Genomic DNA, 17,575 nt, shown 5'->3' on the forward strand with positions numbered 1-17,575 from the left:
TTTATTCTTCAGTATCAGAAGTCGGCTCAGTTGCTGATGTTTTAACACTTAATTGTGTATGTACAGCAGAGGATTTATCAAGTTGAAGTTCAGTAGCAAGGCCTTCAAGTCCTTTTCTCCCCATAAGAGCTGCACCATATTTTTCATTAGGTTCCCATGCAAACATAACAGCTGTACCATAACACGAAAAATATCTTGTACCATCAGGATGAAACGCAACGTTTTCACTATAGCCTACAATTGCATGTGCTCCTTTAGATAAAGCTCGAGATGCCATACCAAAAAAAGCATCATCAGCATCATATGCTCTTGAACAAACTAATCCTAAAACTTTTGAAATTCTTTTACCTTCAACTGTATCAGTGGTAACAACAGGAAATTTTCCACCTAAAAAAAGTTCTTTAGACTTTTCTAAAATAGGATCTTTTTTCACCTTGGATTTCTTTTTTCTCTTTGCTCTGTTAGCATTAAAAAAAAACATACTTCACTCCTTTATTATAAGGAACGTTCATCCAAGCTAATCAAAAACTATGCCTAACTAATAAACAATGTAATATCCTATTGTTAAAAAACAAAAACAATATTCTCAAAAAAATAATGCAAAAAAATGACTATTTTCTTTTTTATCATACCTGAAAAATAACTATTCAATCGAATAAAATTATGCTAACTTCATCTAAGAGTTATGAATAGTACTTTTATATGAAGTAAAAGAAAGTTTTTTTACTATAACTACATTAATTAATTACCATTAATAAAACTATAGTAAATAAATATTGTAAGCTAATATAATTATAGTGCATATCTATAATAGTGTATTAACAAAATTATATGTTATATTTATAACAAGGTATAATCCATAAATTGTTAGAGATGTTAAGGAGTATCTCAGATGGCTGCTAAGATGAAAACCATGGATGGTAATGCTGCAACAACACATATTGCTTATGCATTAAGTGAAGTGGCATGTGTTTTTCCAATTACCCCATCATCTGTAATGGGAGAAACTACTGACAACTGGTCAGCAGCTAATAAAAAAAATCTTATGGGACAAAGAGTTCTTGTACAAGAACTCCAATCTGAGGCAGGAGCTGCTGGTGCTGTTCATGGCTCACTGGTAGCAGGAGCACTAACTTGTACATTTACTTCATCTCAGGGTTTACTCCTTATGATACCTAATATGTACAAAATAGCTGGAGAACTTCTTCCTGCTGTCTTCCATGTTGCTGCTCGTGCTATTGCCGCACATGCACTTTCCATCTTTGGTGATCAGCAGGATGTTATGGCTGTACGCCAAACAGGCTTCTCACTCCTTTGTTCAAGTTCTGTACAAGAGTGTATGGATCTGGCTTTAGTAGCACACTTATCTGCTATTGAGTCACGTGTTCCATTTTGCCATTTTTTTGACGGATTTAGAACATCTCATGAAGTCCAAAAAATTAATGTTATTGAATATGAAGAGATCCAAAAAATTGTAAATTGGGAAAAAATACACATATTCCGTAAAAACGCAATGAATCCTGAACATCCATATCAACGTGGAACAGCCCAAAACCCTGACATCTACTTTCAAAATAGGGAACGTTCTAACCCCTTTTATAATGCTGTTCCTGGGATTGTTATTGATTCTATGCAAAAAGTATTTTCCATCACAGGAAGACAGTACCAACTCTTTGATTATGTTGGTCATCCAGAAGCTGACAGAATCATCATTGCTATGGGATCTGCCTGTGAAGCTATTACAGAAGTAATTAATACTCTAAATAACCAAGGACAACGATTAGGACTTATTAAAGTTCGTCTTTATAGACCATTTTCAGTAGAACATCTACTTCGTGCTATTCCACCAACGGTTGAGTCAATAACGGTCCTTGATCGAACCAAAGAACCTGGAGCTCTTGGTGACCCCCTATATTTAGACGTTTGTACTGCGTTCATGGAAACAAGAGATGTAAAACATCCTCATATTATTTCTGGTAGATATGGTTTAGGCTCAAAAGACTTCACTCCAGCTATGATTAAAGCTGTTTATGATAATATGTTACCCAACAATCGTAAAAATCATTTTGTTGTTGGAATTAAAGATGATGTCACTCATACAAGTCTTGATATCAGTGATAACTTTGATACTGTCCCACCAGGAACTATCCAGTGTAAATTTTTTGGTTTTGGTTCAGATGGAACAGTTGGAGCTAATAAACAAGCTGTAAAAATTATTGGTGACAATACAGATAAATATGTTCAAGCATACTTTGCCTATGATTCTAAAAAGTCAGGTGGATTTACTGCATCCCACCTTCGATTTGGGGATCACCCTATTCGTTCAACCTATCTTGTTACCCAAGCTGACTATATTGCTTGTCATCATCCTGCCTATGTCATACAATATGATGTACTTGAAGGTATCAAAGAAGGTGGTATTTTTGTTTTAAACTCTAGTTGGAACACCATAGAAGATTTAGAACGCGAACTTCCTCCACCAATGAAACGAACTATTGCTCGAAAAAAACTTAGATTTTATAATATTGATGCTGTTAAAATCGCTTCTGAAGTTGGTTTGGGTGGTCGTATTAATATGATCATGCAAACTGCATTTTTCAAACTTGCTAATATTATTCCATTTGAAAAAGCAATAGAACTTCTCAAACAATCTATTCAAGAGACATATAAAAGTAAGGGAGAAGATGTTGTAAAAATAAACTATACAGCTGTTGATAATACTGTTTCTGCCCTGAATGAAATTCAAGTTCCTTCTACTTGGGCTGATGCATCAACTGAATTTGTTATACCTAGATATAAGAATGTACCAGAATATATTAAAACCTTTGTTGAACCTATTCTTACTGAAAAAGGGGATATGCTTCCTGTTTCAAGCTTTACCCCAGACGGAATAGTACCACTTGGAACAGCAGCCTATGAAAAACGTGCTATTGCAATTGATATCCCAGAGTGGATTGCTGATAATTGTATTCAGTGTTTTCAATGTTCTTATGTATGTCCTCATGCTTGCATTCGTCCTGTTCTAGCCACAGAAGAAGAGTTAATTGGGGCTCCTGAAACCTTTGTTACAAAAGATGCTATTGGTAAGGAGCTTAAAGGACTCAAAATGCGTATTCAAGTCTATCCTGAAGATTGTGTTGGATGCGGCTCTTGTGCTGATGTATGCCCATCAAAACCAAAATCACTTATTATGATGCCATTAGAAACACAACGACAGGAACAAGTTATTAATCTTGATTTTGCCCAAAAACATATTTCTCTTAAAGATAATCTGATGCCAAGAGATACACTAAAAGGCTCTCAACTCCAACAACCACTTCTTGAATTTTCTGGTGCATGTGCTGGTTGTGGAGAAACACCATATGTGAAATTGTTAACACAAATGTTTGGTGAACGTATGTTCATTGCTAATGCCACAGGTTGTTCAACAATATGGGGTGGGTCTGCTCCTACTGCTCCATACTGTACTAACAAAGATGGACATGGACCAACATGGGGTAATTCTTTATTTGAAGATGGAGCCGAGTATGGACTTGGAATATCTTTAGCTATTCAACAACGTCGTGCTAAGCTTGCAGAGCTTATAAAAGAAGCATTAACAATTGAAGGTATTTCTACAGAACTCACTAATGCTTTGAATGGATGGTTAGAACATCAAGAAGATGTAGATCTTTCTAAAAAATTTGGGCAAGATATTACCACAATTCTTTCAAATACACCTACAAATCCTATTTTTGCACAAATCTTAGAAAGAGAAGATTTATTTACTAAAAAATCTTTTTGGATAATTGGTGGCGATGGTTGGGCATATGATATTGGCTTTGGAGGCCTTGATCATGTTATTGCATCTGGTAATGACATAAATATCTTAGTCCTTGATACAGAAGTATATTCCAATACTGGTGGACAATCTTCAAAATCAACACCCCTTAGTGCTGTTGCAAAATTTGCAGCTTCTGGGAAAAGAACTACCAAAAAAGATCTTGGTCGTATGGCTATGACGTATGGCTATGTTTATGTAGCATCTGTTTCTATGGGGGCAAATAAACAACAATTACTTAAAGCTTTTAAAGAGGCTGAAGCATATAAAGGTCCCTCTATTATTATTGCTTATGCACCTTGTATTGAACAAGGCATTCGTAAAGGTATGGGTAAATCTATGGAAGAATCAAAACTTGCTGTAGACTGTGGATATTGGCCTTTATATAGATTTAATCCAGAATTAGCAAAACAAGGAAAACAACCACTTATTTTAGATTCAAAAGCTCCAGATGGTAATTTACGTACATTCCTTGCTGGAGAAAATCGGTATGCACAACTTGAAAAAAATGATCCAGAAACAGCAAACAAACTTCATGAAGAACTTAATAAAGAATATAATGATCGCTATCGCCTATTAAAACAATTGTCAGAACTTACAGTTACAGCATCAGAAGACCCATTGTTACAAAGATAACTAGAAATACAATTAGAACGTCCTATTTACATACTTTCTAAATGTATTCATACTACTTTTATCTTATGTAAATAAAGGTGATAGGTTATGGCTAATAAGCTCTATATTACTGCTACAGAAAAACGTAGTGGTAAATCTGCAGTAACCCTTGGCATGATGCAGCTACTCATGCGACACATAAGAAGTGTAGCATTTTTCCGTCCAATTATTGCTAATATAGATCCTAATAAAAAAGATCATGATATTAACCTTATCCTTACAACGTTTAATATCGCCATGCCTTATGAGGATACTTATGCATGTTCTTTTAAAGAGGCTAGAACACTTATAGCAGAACAAAAATCTCCTGTTCTAATTGAAAAAATTATACAAAAATACAAACATTTAGAAGATAATTATGACTTTATTCTTTGTGAAGGTACTGATTATCTTAGTAATGATTCCGCATTTGAATTTGAACTTAATATAGATATTGCTGCTAACCTTAATATGCCACTTGCTGTTATTGTTAATGGAAAAAACAAATCTATTGAAGACCTTATTTCTTCTACTGTTACAAGCTCAGAGCTTATTTTTGATAAAGGACAAGATATTGCTTGCCTTTTTATTAATAAAACAACATTAGCCATACCTGAACTAGAGAATTGCAAAAAGGCTATTAGTACTGCAATAGGCTCACAGGTCCCTATTGCTATGTTCCCTAATAATTCTGTCTTAAGTCGACCAACAGTATCTGATATAAAACGTTGGATGAAAGCAGAAGTAATATATGGTGAAGAATGCCTAAATAATTCAGTCGAAGATTATATTATAACAACAATGCAACCCAATAATTTTTTGGACCAGTTACAACAAGGTCTTCTTATTATAACATCTGCAGATAGATCTGATATTGTCCTTGCTAGCTTAGCTTCAAGACTTTCAATGACATATCCTGATATAGCTGGTATTATTCTCACAGGGAAGTTTGAACTTTCCTCACATATTACTCGTCTTATCAATGGATGGCAATCTGTTCCTGTCCCTATTTTAACCGTATCCCAAAATAGCTATCAAGCTATTATGACACTCTCAGAACTTTACGGAAAAATTAATGTTTCAGATACACGAAAGATACATATAGCACTCGCTATTTTTGAACAACATGCAGACAGTAATGCTATTACGCAACGTGTTATTGAAAGAACTTCTGACAAAGTGTCTCCTAAAATGTTCGAATTTAAACTCATTGAACAAGCACGTCGCCATAAAATGCGTATTGTCCTTCCTGAAGGAACAGAAGATCGTATCCTCAAAGCAGCTGAAGTACTTTCACAAAGAGAAGTTGCAGACATAACTCTTTTAGGAGATATCCCTACAATTCATAAAAAAATTTCAGATCTTGGACTGTCTCTGCATAATGTTCAGTTAATTCAACCAAATCAAAACCATGCTCTATTTGAAAATTATGTACAGACATATTATGAATTACGTAAGCACAAAGGAATAACTTTAGATGATGCCCGTGATTGGATGAATGATACCACTTACTTTGGTACTATGATGGTTTATAAAAATGATGTTGATGGTATGGTTTCAGGAGCTACTAATACAACAGCTCATACTGTTCGTCCTGCGTTTGAAATTATCAAGACTAAACCTGGTGCATCTATTGTTTCAAGTGTCTTTCTTATGTGTATGAAAGACCGTATCCTTGTTTTTGGAGACTGTGCTGTAAATCCCAATCCTACTGCAGAACAACTTGCAGACATAGCTATTAGTTCTGCACAAACAGCACACGTCTTTGGTATTCCTGTCAGAGTAGCAATGCTCTCTTATTCAACTGGAACATCTGGTAAAGGTATAGATGTAGATATTGTTTCTGAAGCTACAAAAATAGCACATGAAAAAGCACCTCATCTTATATTAGATGGTCCTATTCAGTATGATGCTGCCATTGATCCTGATGTTGCTAAGACAAAAGCACCAACTAGTGTGGTTGCTGGTAAGGCAACAGTATTCATTTTCCCTGATTTAAATACAGGAAATAATACATATAAAGCCGTACAACGAGCTGCTGGAGCAATTGCTATTGGACCAATTCTCCAAGGTCTAAAAAAACCTGTAAATGATCTTTCTCGTGGGTGCACTGTTACAGATATTATTAATACAGTTACAATTACAGCTATTCAGGCACAAGCAGAACAAGGGTTAATAACAATAGACTAAATTAACTAATATATATATATAAGAATACACTATAATAAAGTATAGCTTTAGTAGTATGGTTCTCTTCTCTTTATTCTTAATGAAAGGAAATTTCAATATATGAAAGTTCTTGTTATTAATACAGGAAGCTCCTCGTTCAAGTATCAACTTATTGATATGCCTATGGAACAAGTGCTTGTTTCAGGTTTAGTAGAACGTATTGGAGAAGAAGTAGGACAAATGGTTCATAAGATATACCCTAATACTTCTCAGGAAAAAAAGTATACTACAACCCAGCCTTTTTCTACTCATGTTGAAGGAATGCAGGCTGTAGTTGCTGAACTTATCAATCCAAAACATGGAATTCTCCATTCAGTAAAAGAAATATATGCTATTGGACATCGTGTAGTGATGGGTGGAGAGACAATGAAACACCCTGCTCTTATTAATCAACATGTAAAAAATATTATTCGTGAATGTGCCATCTTTTCACCTCTCCACAACCTTTCTCATCTTGCAGGAATTGAAACTGCTGAAGAACTTTTTCCAGGTATTCCTAATGTTGCTGTTTTTGATTCAGAATTTCATCAAACAATGCCAAAAGTAGCTTATCTTTACCCCCTGCCATATGATATTTATGACGACTACAAAATACGTCGGTATGGTTTCCATGGCACATCTCATAGATATGTTGCACAACAAACAGCAAATTTTCTTAACAGACCTATAAAAGAGCTAAACTTTATAACTTGTCATTTAGGTAATGGATGTTCTATGACAGCAATCAAAAATGGAAAAAGTATTGATACCAGTATGGGATTAACTCCTCTTGACGGACTAATGATGGGTACACGTTGTGGGGATATTGATCCAGCTATTGTTCCATTCCTTATAGAAAAAACAGAAAAATCAGCAAAAGACGTTGATGAATTAATGAATAAACAATCAGGTCTCAAAGGCATTTGTGGAATGAACGACATGAGAGATATACATGAAGCTTGTGCACAAGGTAATGCAAAAGCACAACTTGCACTTGATATGTTTATCTATCGAATAAAAAAATACCTTGGAGCTTATTATGCCATCCTAGGGCATCTTGATGGTATCATTTTTACTGCAGGTATTGGTGAGAATGATACTATTGTACGTGAAAAGGTTTGTAGTGGATTAGAAAATTTAGGAATTTTTCTTGATAGCTCACGAAATAATACACATAGTTCCACGCTACGATTAATTAGTACAGATAATAGTCCAATACCTATCTTTGTTGTTCCTACCAATGAAGAATTAGAAATAGCAAAATTAACAATACAACTGGTTAGTAATACACAATAACTTTTGCAATACCTTATGCTTATCTTAACTTAACCAGTTTTCAACACATTTCTGTATATCTTCAAGCTGATCAGGACAAAACCAGATAATACGCTTATCTGCATTAAACCATGTTAGTTGTCGCTTTGCATAACTACGTGTATTTTTTAACCAACGCTCTTTAGCTTCATTAAATGTATATTCACCTTTTATAGCACCTAAAAGTTCCATATACCCTATACCTGACCAGTTTTGAACATCTTTATTAAAGTAACGCTTATAAGTAGTTATAACCTCTTTTATTGCTCCTTGAACGAACATTTTATCTATACGTTTTTCTAGCAATGGTGCTAATTCAATTAATGGAATTTTAATACCTATTCTAAGAACAGTTGCAGGATATGCTTCAGTTACCTGCTGATGCCACCATGTAAAAGTTTTTCCAGTTTCATAAAAGACAGTGAGAGCACGAAGAACTCTTTGTCGATCATTTGGGTGAATAGAATTAGCATACAAAGGATCATGCACTTTAAGCATATTGTATAAAAAACTAATTCCTTTTTCTTCAGCCTGTTTTTCCATAGTTAAGCTAAGTTCAGTAGAAATTGGTGGTATAGTAACAATCCCATCAAACAAAGCACGTAAGTATAACCCTGTTCCACCGACTAATAATGGTATTTTGGTATGACATACTGAATCAAGTTGCTCTGCAGCTAATGTTGCCCATCTTCCTGCAGAGATTTTCTCATGTAAGTCTAAACAAGCATAAAGTTTATGAGGAATTAAAGAACGTTCTTCAAAAGTTGGTTGAGCTGTAATGATAGGAACACCTTTGTATAGTTGTCTTGAATCAGCATTAATAATGATTCCATCATATCTTTTAGCTAAATGAAAGGCTATTTCTGATTTACCTACACCTGTAGGACCAACAATACAAATAACTTTACGATAGTTCATGATATACGAATATCATTAGTCACATAACTACACATATAACTACTAGTTAGGTTATTACTAAATTTGACTTGGATTGACAGTATTTTGTTTTCAAACATATTAACACATTTTCTGGAACAAAATCTGTTACATCACCACCAAGGCTTGCAACTGTCTTAACTACAGTTGAACTAATATAAAGCCATTTGTAGTCTGAAATAAGGAATATTGTTTCTATCTCTGGACAAAGTTTACGGTTCATCAATGATGTTTGAAATTCATATTCAAAATCAGACACAGCTCTTAAGCCACGTAAAATAGTTTTAGCATTTTTTTTTTCAACATAATCTACAAGTAGACCAGAAAAATTTTCTACATCTACCATATGATCAGAAAAAAAAGTTGTATTAATCATAGATACTCGTTCTTCAATAGAAAACAAAGGCTTTTTGCCTGAGTCTTGTGCTACTGCTATAATAATCTTATCAAATAAATGTTTAGCTCTATGAATAATACTTATATGACCATTAGTAAGTGGATCAAATGTCCCAGGGTAAATAGCTAAACGTATTTTTGTGTCTTCCATATAAGTAACCTTGTTTGACCGTAGGATCTATTTGATAATAGCTCAAGCTGTGGATGTAACTGAAAAAAATTAATACGTAATGTGGTTTCTACTTCTGCAATAATATAACCCTCTGGAGCAATCCATCCTTTTTCCACAACACAACTTATAGTTGTTTCTAGCCTATTCCCACCATAAGGTGGATCAATAAATACAAGCTGATATAGCTTAAATAGTGAGTCTTGATTTAGAAATTGGATTACATCCTGTTCAACGACACTTACTTGCTCAAATAGTCTGAGTTTCTCTATGTTTTTATATAAGCATTGCACTGCCTTAGGATTATTTTCTATAAAACATACTTCTGCAGCACCACGACTAATAGCCTCAAAGCCCAAACTTCCACTACCTGCAAACAGATCAAGAATATATGTTTGATCCCAAACAATACCTCTTGATGTAAGCATAGAAAATAATGCTTCTCGAACTTTACCTGTTGCTGGTCTATAACCATCTCCTTCAATTGTCTTCAATATCCTTCCTCTAAGAGAACCCGTCATAATTCGCATATCTATCTCACATTTACTATATAATATTAAAACTATAGTAACCTACTATAGCTTTAGGATTAACTTGGAATACATGTTACTTATTATCCTAACTTTTATGAATGTAATAATGAGTGTAATAATAATAATAATTTTATTAACTACTTGTTATAATTTAAAAAAGACTCTATTTCCTGATTAAGCTCGACTAGCCGATCGTACATACAAATTTGTGTTTCCCATGGCTTTTGAGCAATATTCTTAAGCTTTAAATTAATATTATTAAAATTATTTTTTATAGTATCAGTAAGCTTACTCCATTCAACTGGTTGTATGTTTTTAGATTCACTAACAATAACTTTTTGGCTTTCTGCTGTAAGCTCTAACTGTTCTAAATAACTAGGAATGTACACAGTTAGCCCATACTTTTGTTGTATAAGCTTTGAAAATACTTCTTGAGCCTTTTCTTCCCCATGTACAAGGAGAACTTCCATTTGTGGTTGATACATTCTCCCAATCCAATCAAGTAATTGTTGTTGTCCTGCATGTGCTGAAAATCCACCAAGTGTATAAACTTTGGCTTTTATAGCTACATCTTCACCAAAAATACGAACAGTTTTTGCTCCATCTACAATTTTTCTTCCCAAGGTTCCAACAGCTTGGTAACCAACAAAAACTATACTTACACCTGTTTTCCAAGCATTATTAAATAAATGATGTTTAATACGCCCTGCATTACACATTCCACTTGCAGAAATTATAATAGCAGATCCTTTTAACTCATTTATTTCTTTAGATTCTTTAACACTTGGTGTATATTTTACAGAGAGACCATCTAATATGGTTTTAAATGATGGATGATCATTAAATTTTAGATAGCTATTATATGTTTCAAATATTTTTGTTGTTTGAATTGCTAATGGACTATCTAAAAAAATAGGAATATCAGGAATACGATTCTGTTGTTTTAATAAATAAAGACAATATAAAATTTCCTGTGTTCTACCTACAGCAAATGCAGGAATAATAGTTTTACTATTATGTGTCCAACTATAATGAATAGCATCAACTAACTCATCAAAAGTTGCTTGATCAATTTTATGATTACGATCTCCATATGTACTCTCAATAAAGAGAAAATCAGCCTGTGGAGGGGTCATAGGTTCATGCATTAATAAACTATCTGTCCGACCAAGATCACCCGAAAAAACTAAACGTACTTCTTTACCTTCTTCTTTAATGACAAGCTCAAGAAATGCTGCACCTAAAATATGTCCTGCATCATGATATGTTACTTGAATACCTGGATGTGGTTCAAACATGGTATTGTATGATACAGGAGTAAATAATGGAGAAACATTTTGTGCTTCCTCAACTGTATAAAGTGGTAATACCTCTTTTTCTATCTTACCATGTCGTGCATACTTTTTATTCTTCCATTGTGCTTCCATTTCATTAATATGTGCACTATCTTCAAGCATCAAAGTAGCAAGATCTTTGGTTGGAGCTGTACAGTAGATCCGTCCATGAAAACCTTCTTTTACAATTTTAGGTAAAAGGCCTGAATGATCAATATGTGCATGTGTTAATAAAATAAATTGTAATTCTTTTGCATGGTAGTGTTGTATTTCAAAATTACGTTTTTCAATAATTGAATTTCCTTGAAACATTCCACAATCAACAGTAAACATTATCCCACATGCTTCAATAAGATAGCATGAACCAGTAACTGTTTTTGCTGCACCCAAAAATGTAATTTTCATAAAATCTTACCTAACCTAATCTCTAAAATAAAATATAAATTAGAATACAAAATAAGATTCATTAGAGCAATACATACAAAGATTACTTCTCTAATAAGTAATCATGAATAGCAATAATAAAACTGTTAGTTCAAAATAGAAATTCCTTCTAATCTACTAAATAAGGTTTCATCTTTATTTAGATTACAAAGCTCATTGCCTAAGTCTAAAGAAGAAATAATAACACGTCCAAGGATGTAACGTCCTTTATGTCCGTTATCTATTGTATGAACTCCCCATAAATCATGTAGCATTACAGGCGTGTCATTATACATTCCAAGATATAAGCCAACATGTCCCTGAAACCCTATCAATGTTACAAATGGAATAGCCTGAGTTTTCATCACAGAATAAAATTTCTCTTTTGAAACATGTTCTAAGTTGATAAAATGTCTTTCATGTACTTGTTGTTGTGAATTCCTTGGAAGCCAAACTCCAAAAGGGATAAAAAGATCTGAGATCATTTCCGAGCAATCTCTACGACCAAAAAGACCTCCCCACCCATATGGTTGTCCAATTAAAGACTCTCCAATAGATGCTAGTAACTTAGGTGTTAGTACTTGTGGCATAGGTAAAACATTATGTTTTGGAGTCTCTGCAGTGATAATATGTGCATTACCATATTGATCACGAACAGGAACTAACAACATAGCAGTATCACCAGTTAGCTTAACCATAGGTAGTACAGTTCCTAAAAAACCTGCACCTCCATGCACACCTGAAGCATCTTTTAATAATACTCCATCATAAATAATTGAAGCTTGTGGTAACGATAAAAATTGTTTTATGATATCAGAATTCACTTTAGCAACAACGTTATCTCTCACCCACCCAGAAACAAAAGGTGTTTCTATAAAAACCCAAGCTTCATCTTCAGATATATGTGTTACAACTACTGGTGTACCAAGATGAATATTTGCTTCCATAAGATAATCAAAAGGAAAACCTTCTCCTGCTAAAGAAGGATTTCTGAAAAAAGGGCTTACTGTTGGTGCAGCACGAACAGCTGTTCTTTCTGTTATAATACCCTTATAGTTGCATGAAGGATACGTTGAACGTGCAGCATTTTTTTCCACTGCTTTCCAATTTTTTTCTGTCCATGGAAGAAGGTTTTCAGCCCACCATGTAGCATGCGATTTTGTATTAGGATAAGAAAAAATAATATATGCATCATGAACTGGAAAAATTGGTTCTGTAGAATCCCATGGTTGAAAAAAACGTTTTTTAAAAAAATTATATTTTTCCTCCAATTTTTTCCCTGAAATAAGTGTTACTTCTCCCAACAAGTCAGAATAGACTTTCAAACTTTGAGGGAATACCATTAAATCTTTAAGCATACCTGGTTGATACGAAGAAACACATTGTTCTGTAGGCTTAGATAAAACATATCCATTGGATAAAAAAGTAAAAGACATTATGCTACACAAAAATATTACTATAATACGAAAAATCATTATAATATATCCTGGTTAGTAATTATATAAAGATAACATATCTAGTATGTAGTGAATAAAAAACTCTAATACAAAATTTATGTTACTATAATACAATAAAACTATTAATTCAAAACAGAAATCCCTGTTCTTTTATCAAAAAGAAGCGAGTCTGTTATACAAAGTTCAGCTCCTGGCTTTAATGATGTTATAACAATACGTCCAAGAATATGACGTCCTTCAGATCCGCTTTGGATAGTACGAATACCCCAAACATCATGCAACATAGCAGGTGTGTTATTATACATACCTAGATATAAACCAATATGGCCTTTAAACCCTATTAATGTAGCAAAAGGTATAGCTTTATCTTTCATAAGCTGATACACTTCATCTTCTAAAAGTTGTGTTGTATCTATATAGTTCCAAGCATGAATTTGAGCTTGTGAATTTCTTGGAAGCCAAATACCAAAAGGAATAAAAAGATCTTTCATAAGTTCAGAGCAATCTCTATGACCAAAGCTACCACCCCATCCATATAGTTGTCCTAACAATGGATTCCCAATATCTGCTATAAAAGATGCTGTTAATTCATGAGGTATAATTGTTGTGTGTATTTTTGAAACATATACTTCTGTAATACGAGCTCTACGATGTTGATCCCTTAGTGGTGCTAACAGAACTAATTCTGTAGGTGTTGATTTTATTATAGGTAAAACAGTACCTAAATATCCTGTTGTTACATGACGTCCTGAACGTCCATTTAGTGCTACATTATCATGAATAATTGCTGCTTGAGGTAAAGAAGAAAACCACTTGCTTATATTATCAGAAATTAATGCAACAGTATGCTCAGGAACCCATCCAGATACAAGATCTGTTTCTATAAAAACCCAATCCCCATTAGTAGACGTATGTGTTATGAAAACTGGTGTACCAGCATGAAGATTTGACTCTATAAGATAATTAAAAGGAAAACCTTCACCTGCAGTTTGTGGATTTAGAAAAAATGAGCTTTGTGTTGGTGCAGCATACACAGATGTTCTTTGGATAAGAATACCTTTATCCTTACGAGAAGGATATGTTGAAATTGCAGCATTTTTTTTCACTTCATCCCAGTGAATATCTGTCCAAGGAAGAAGATTTTCAGCCCACCACCTAATGTTTTCTTTTGTATTAGGACGATCAAAAATACTATAAACAGTAGAAGCAGGTACTGAGGCTTTATCCTTACTCCATGGTTGGAAGAAATGTTTTTTAAACAAAGCATATTCATCTAACATTCTATCTTTTGTTATGAGTGGATCTTGGGGTAAAACAGATGAGTACACTTGTAAGTCTTGAGGAAATACTTCTAAGTCTTTTATTGTGCCTAATTGTGGAGAAACACAATTAAATGTCTTACAACCTGTGAGACAAAGAAATAAACTTATCATACAAAAGGCTATGTAATTTTTATATCTCATGAGTCCCCCTTAATTATAGTTTTTGTAACATTCCATTTACCAGTCTTGCTGAAAGCCAAGTATGTCTTTTTTGAGTTTTATTATTTTTTATAGCTATAGCTAATGCCTTTGACTCACCAACAAATACAACAAGATTTTTCCCACGTGTAACACCTGTATAAACTAGATTTCTCTGAAGAAGGACATAATGTTGTGTCATAAGAGGAATAACAACTGCAGGATATTCAGAACCCTGAGATTTATGAATTGAAATAGCATAAGCTGCAACAAGTTCATCAAGTTCATCACTAGGATAAGAAACAAGTCGTTCATCAAAATTAACCACAATACTTTTTTCTTCCATATCAATATATGTAATTCTGCCTATATCTCCATTAAACACATCTTTTTCATAATTATTTCTGATTTGCATAACTTTATCACCAAGGCGATATATCTTTTCTCCTCTCTGTAAAAACTGAGATGTGGGATTAAGTTCTTCTTGTAATCTTTTATTTAAACTTGCAGCACCTACTGTTCCTTTATGCATAGGAGTTAATACTTGAATATCATTAATAGGATCAAACTTAAATCTTCTTGGTATATGATTTTTTACAAGATCTACAATGAGATCAGCTGCTTTATCTGGATCAGATTGACGTATAAAATAGAAGTCTGAAAGAGCCTCTTTTGATGATTCAAGGCAAGGAACTTCTCCTTTATTCATTAGATGTGCATTACATACAATCTGACTTTCTGCTGCTTGTCGAAAAACTTCTGTAAGTTCTACAACAGGAAGCAGCTGAGATATAATAAGATCCTTAAGTACATTACCTGGACCAACAGAAGGAAGTTGATAGATATCACCAACAAAAATAACAGTAGCACCTAATGGAATAGCCTTTAATAAATGGTAAGTAAGCATAATGTCCATCATAGAAGCCTCATCGACTACTAATAAACCACAGGCTAATGGCATATCTTCATTTCTAATAAAGCCATCATTTCTAGGGCTATACTCTAACAAACGATGAATTGTTCTTGCTTCCATTCCAATAGCTTCTGACATACGTTTTGCTGCTCGTCCAGTTGGTGCTGCAAGTAATATTTTAGCTTTATTCTCTTTAAATACTTGGATAATTGCATTAAGTACAGTTGTCTTTCCTGTACCAGGACCTCCTGTAAGGATCATAATCTTTGATGTAGTAGACGTTACTATAGCACTCATCTGTTCTGGAGCTAGAGTGATATTAAGTTTATTGATAACCTGTGAAATGGTATCATCTGTATTTTTAAATTGTACTGATTTTGGTGAATGTAGAATTCGCTGTAAATAAAACGCAATTTGAGATTCGTAATGGTGATAGCGATTTAAATAAATTCCAATATGTTCATCCAATGCTTCACAAACAATTCTTTCTTCTCTCTTAAGATGTTCTATAGCATCCTCTATGCACTGATGATCAATACCAAGATTATGACTAGTAAGCTCTATAAAAGCTTCTTTTGGATAATAAACATGTCCTTCATCCATACACTTTAAAAGAGTATATAATATTCCTGCTTGGGCTCGCAAAGGATTATCTTTTTCAAATCCTAATTTTGTGGCTAGTGCATCTGCTGTAAGAAACCCTATTCCATGAATATCCATTGCTAATCTATAAGGATTTTCTTTTACTATATTTAAAGACTGCTGACCATAATACTTATATATCTTTACTGCATAAGTAACACTAATACCGTAAGGTTGAAGAAACACCATTAGTTCTCGAGTTGTCTGATGTTCTTGCCAACACTCAGTAATTTGATCTAATTTTTTCTTTGTAATACCCTTTATTTTAAGAAGTTCTTCAGGAGAGGTATCTAATATATGAAATGTTTCTTCTCCAAACTCTGTAACAATACTCTCAGCTGTTTTTTTACCTATACCTTTAATCAAACCTGAAGAAAGATATCGCTTAATGCCTTCTACTGAAGCAGGAAGACGAATTTCAAATGTTGACATCTGAAATTGTCTCCCAAAACGTGTATTATTCACCCATTGTCCAGAAACAAGTATTGAAGCGCCTGGTTGAGGATTATTTAAATACCCAACAACAGGTACTGTATCAATATCATCTGAGTTCTCTGGTTTAAGGCGGAATACCGTATATCCATTTTCTGAATTATGAAAAACAATTCGATCAAGTATACCTTGCAGTACTATCTGCTCTTTTATATCTAATTGTGCCATATGATTAATTAGTCTAGTAAGTTAGCTATAAGAACTATAAATACAGTATAAACTAATATAAAAAAAGATATAAAATTTCTTTTACTACTTCTTTATATTGACACCATCTTCATGATTAGTATAGATAACCCAAGTTATCGAAAATTCTTTGTTGAAAGAAGTGATATCTAGAACGGGCGGTTAGCTCAGTTGGTAGAGCGTCGGCCTTACAAGCCGGATGCCACAGGTTCAAGTCCTGTACCGCCCACCACATTCCTTTACTTTTCAATAATACGTATTATATTATATCTATTCTTTTATCCCTCTTATTTCAATAAGTCTAACTATTATTTTAGAAAAGCTTAAATTATATAACATATACTACAAAATCTGTATTAACCTACTATAAGATCTAAATAAAAAAATTATTTTATTATACCACAAAAATTTATAACTTTTTACATCTGCTATTTTATTTTTTCCTACATACACTTATTTACATTAGACTAGATATAGTCTAATTCTAATATAGAGCTACATTTAAATTTAATTATTTTATCAATAGCTAACAGTTGTAATACTACTTATAAGTCACAACTATTTTTAATACGTTAACTTATTTTATATATAGAATATTTTATAAACGTCATTTATCTTGAATATAAGGTACATTAATT

11 protein-coding genes and 1 tRNA gene are annotated in these 17,575 nt (G+C 33.4%); 4 read left to right on the forward strand and 8 right to left on the reverse strand.

Features of this window, described 5'->3' with window-relative positions; genetic code table 11:
• Window position 1: 1 nt before the first annotated feature.
• On the reverse strand, window positions 2-481 hold the full coding sequence (locus tag LI_RS01535) for a YbjQ family protein (protein WP_011526362.1): 480 nt from the start codon (window positions 479-481) through the stop codon (window positions 2-4).
• 411 nt (window positions 482-892) lie between these two features.
• Between LI_RS01535 and nifJ the strand changes: the two genes are divergently transcribed.
• From nifJ to LI_RS01550, 3 genes are all read left to right on the forward strand, one after another.
• Entirely contained in the window at window positions 893-4,456 is a 3,564-nt protein-coding gene (gene nifJ / locus LI_RS01540) for a pyruvate:ferredoxin (flavodoxin) oxidoreductase (RefSeq protein ID WP_011526363.1), read from the forward strand.
• 87 nt (window positions 4,457-4,543) lie between these two features.
• Window positions 4,544-6,664, forward strand: coding sequence for a phosphate acetyltransferase (pta, locus tag LI_RS01545; protein WP_011526364.1), 2,121 nt, complete (start codon window positions 4,544-4,546; stop codon window positions 6,662-6,664).
• A 99-nt stretch (window positions 6,665-6,763) separates the two neighbouring features.
• Window positions 6,764-7,978, forward strand: a complete 1,215-nt coding sequence (locus LI_RS01550) for an acetate kinase (protein ID WP_011526365.1) — start codon at window positions 6,764-6,766, stop codon at window positions 7,976-7,978.
• Window positions 7,979-8,002: 24 nt separating this feature from the next.
• Here LI_RS01550 and miaA read toward each other — a convergent pair whose 3' ends face one another.
• The 7 genes from miaA to recD2 all read right to left on the reverse strand — a co-directional run bounded on the left by miaA (window position 8,003) and on the right by recD2 (window position 16,919).
• Window positions 8,003-8,914 carry a tRNA (adenosine(37)-N6)-dimethylallyltransferase MiaA gene (gene miaA / locus LI_RS01555; RefSeq protein ID WP_011526366.1) on the reverse strand — a complete coding sequence of 304 codons (912 nt, stop codon included), beginning with the start codon at window positions 8,912-8,914 and terminating at the stop codon, window positions 8,003-8,005.
• 46 nt (window positions 8,915-8,960) lie between these two features.
• The gene (gene coaD, locus LI_RS01560; RefSeq protein WP_011526367.1) at window positions 8,961-9,479 is read right to left on the reverse strand and encodes a pantetheine-phosphate adenylyltransferase; all 519 of its coding nucleotides are present in this window, start codon (window positions 9,477-9,479) and stop codon (window positions 8,961-8,963) included.
• Entirely contained in the window at window positions 9,455-10,027 is a 573-nt protein-coding gene (gene rsmD, locus LI_RS01565) for a 16S rRNA (guanine(966)-N(2))-methyltransferase RsmD (protein ID WP_011526368.1), read from the reverse strand. Before rsmD ends, coaD begins: the two co-directional genes overlap by 25 nt.
• Before the next feature lie 140 nt (window positions 10,028-10,167).
• A complete protein-coding gene (locus LI_RS01570) occupies window positions 10,168-11,769 on the reverse strand; it encodes an MBL fold metallo-hydrolase RNA specificity domain-containing protein (RefSeq protein ID WP_011526369.1) in 1,602 nt (533 codons plus the stop codon).
• Window positions 11,770-11,894: 125 nt separating this feature from the next.
• Window positions 11,895-13,262 carry an NlpC/P60 family N-terminal domain-containing protein gene (locus LI_RS01575; protein ID WP_011526370.1) on the reverse strand — a complete coding sequence of 456 codons (1,368 nt, stop codon included), beginning with the start codon at window positions 13,260-13,262 and terminating at the stop codon, window positions 11,895-11,897.
• A gap of 104 nt (window positions 13,263-13,366) precedes the next feature.
• Window positions 13,367-14,707, reverse strand: coding sequence for an NlpC/P60 family N-terminal domain-containing protein (locus LI_RS01580; RefSeq protein WP_011526371.1), 1,341 nt, complete (start codon window positions 14,705-14,707; stop codon window positions 13,367-13,369).
• 13 nt (window positions 14,708-14,720) lie between these two features.
• Window positions 14,721-16,919, reverse strand: a complete 2,199-nt coding sequence (gene recD2, locus LI_RS01585; RefSeq protein WP_011526372.1) for an SF1B family DNA helicase RecD2 — start codon at window positions 16,917-16,919, stop codon at window positions 14,721-14,723.
• A 174-nt stretch (window positions 16,920-17,093) separates the two neighbouring features.
• Between recD2 and LI_RS01590 the strand changes: the two genes are divergently transcribed.
• Window positions 17,094-17,169, forward strand: a tRNA-Val gene (locus LI_RS01590).
• Window positions 17,170-17,575: the final 406 nt, after the last annotated feature.

It is taken from the genome of Lawsonia intracellularis PHE/MN1-00, assembly GCF_000055945.1.
Classification (GTDB): domain Bacteria; phylum Desulfobacterota; class Desulfovibrionia; order Desulfovibrionales; family Desulfovibrionaceae; genus Bilophila; species Bilophila intracellularis.

Excerpts from the sequence above, each read along its gene's own strand:
- LI_RS01535 (WP_011526362.1), bottom strand. The coding sequence starts at position 481 with ATGTTTTTTTTTAATGCTAACAGAGCAAAGAGAAAAAAGAAATCCAAG.
- nifJ (WP_011526363.1), top strand. The coding sequence starts at position 893 with ATGGCTGCTAAGATGAAAACCATGGATGGTAATGCTGCAACAACACAT.
- pta (WP_011526364.1), top strand. The coding sequence starts at position 4,544 with ATGGCTAATAAGCTCTATATTACTGCTACAGAAAAACGTAGTGGTAAA.
- LI_RS01550 (WP_011526365.1), top strand. The coding sequence starts at position 6,764 with ATGAAAGTTCTTGTTATTAATACAGGAAGCTCCTCGTTCAAGTATCAA.
- miaA (WP_011526366.1), bottom strand. The coding sequence starts at position 8,914 with ATGAACTATCGTAAAGTTATTTGTATTGTTGGTCCTACAGGTGTAGGT.
- coaD (WP_011526367.1), bottom strand. The coding sequence starts at position 9,479 with ATGGAAGACACAAAAATACGTTTAGCTATTTACCCTGGGACATTTGAT.
- rsmD (WP_011526368.1), bottom strand. The coding sequence starts at position 10,027 with ATGCGAATTATGACGGGTTCTCTTAGAGGAAGGATATTGAAGACAATT.
- LI_RS01570 (WP_011526369.1), bottom strand. The coding sequence starts at position 11,769 with ATGAAAATTACATTTTTGGGTGCAGCAAAAACAGTTACTGGTTCATGC.
- LI_RS01575 (WP_011526370.1), bottom strand. The coding sequence starts at position 13,262 with ATGATTTTTCGTATTATAGTAATATTTTTGTGTAGCATAATGTCTTTT.
- LI_RS01580 (WP_011526371.1), bottom strand. The coding sequence starts at position 14,707 with ATGAGATATAAAAATTACATAGCCTTTTGTATGATAAGTTTATTTCTT.
- recD2 (WP_011526372.1), bottom strand. The coding sequence starts at position 16,919 with ATGGCACAATTAGATATAAAAGAGCAGATAGTACTGCAAGGTATACTT.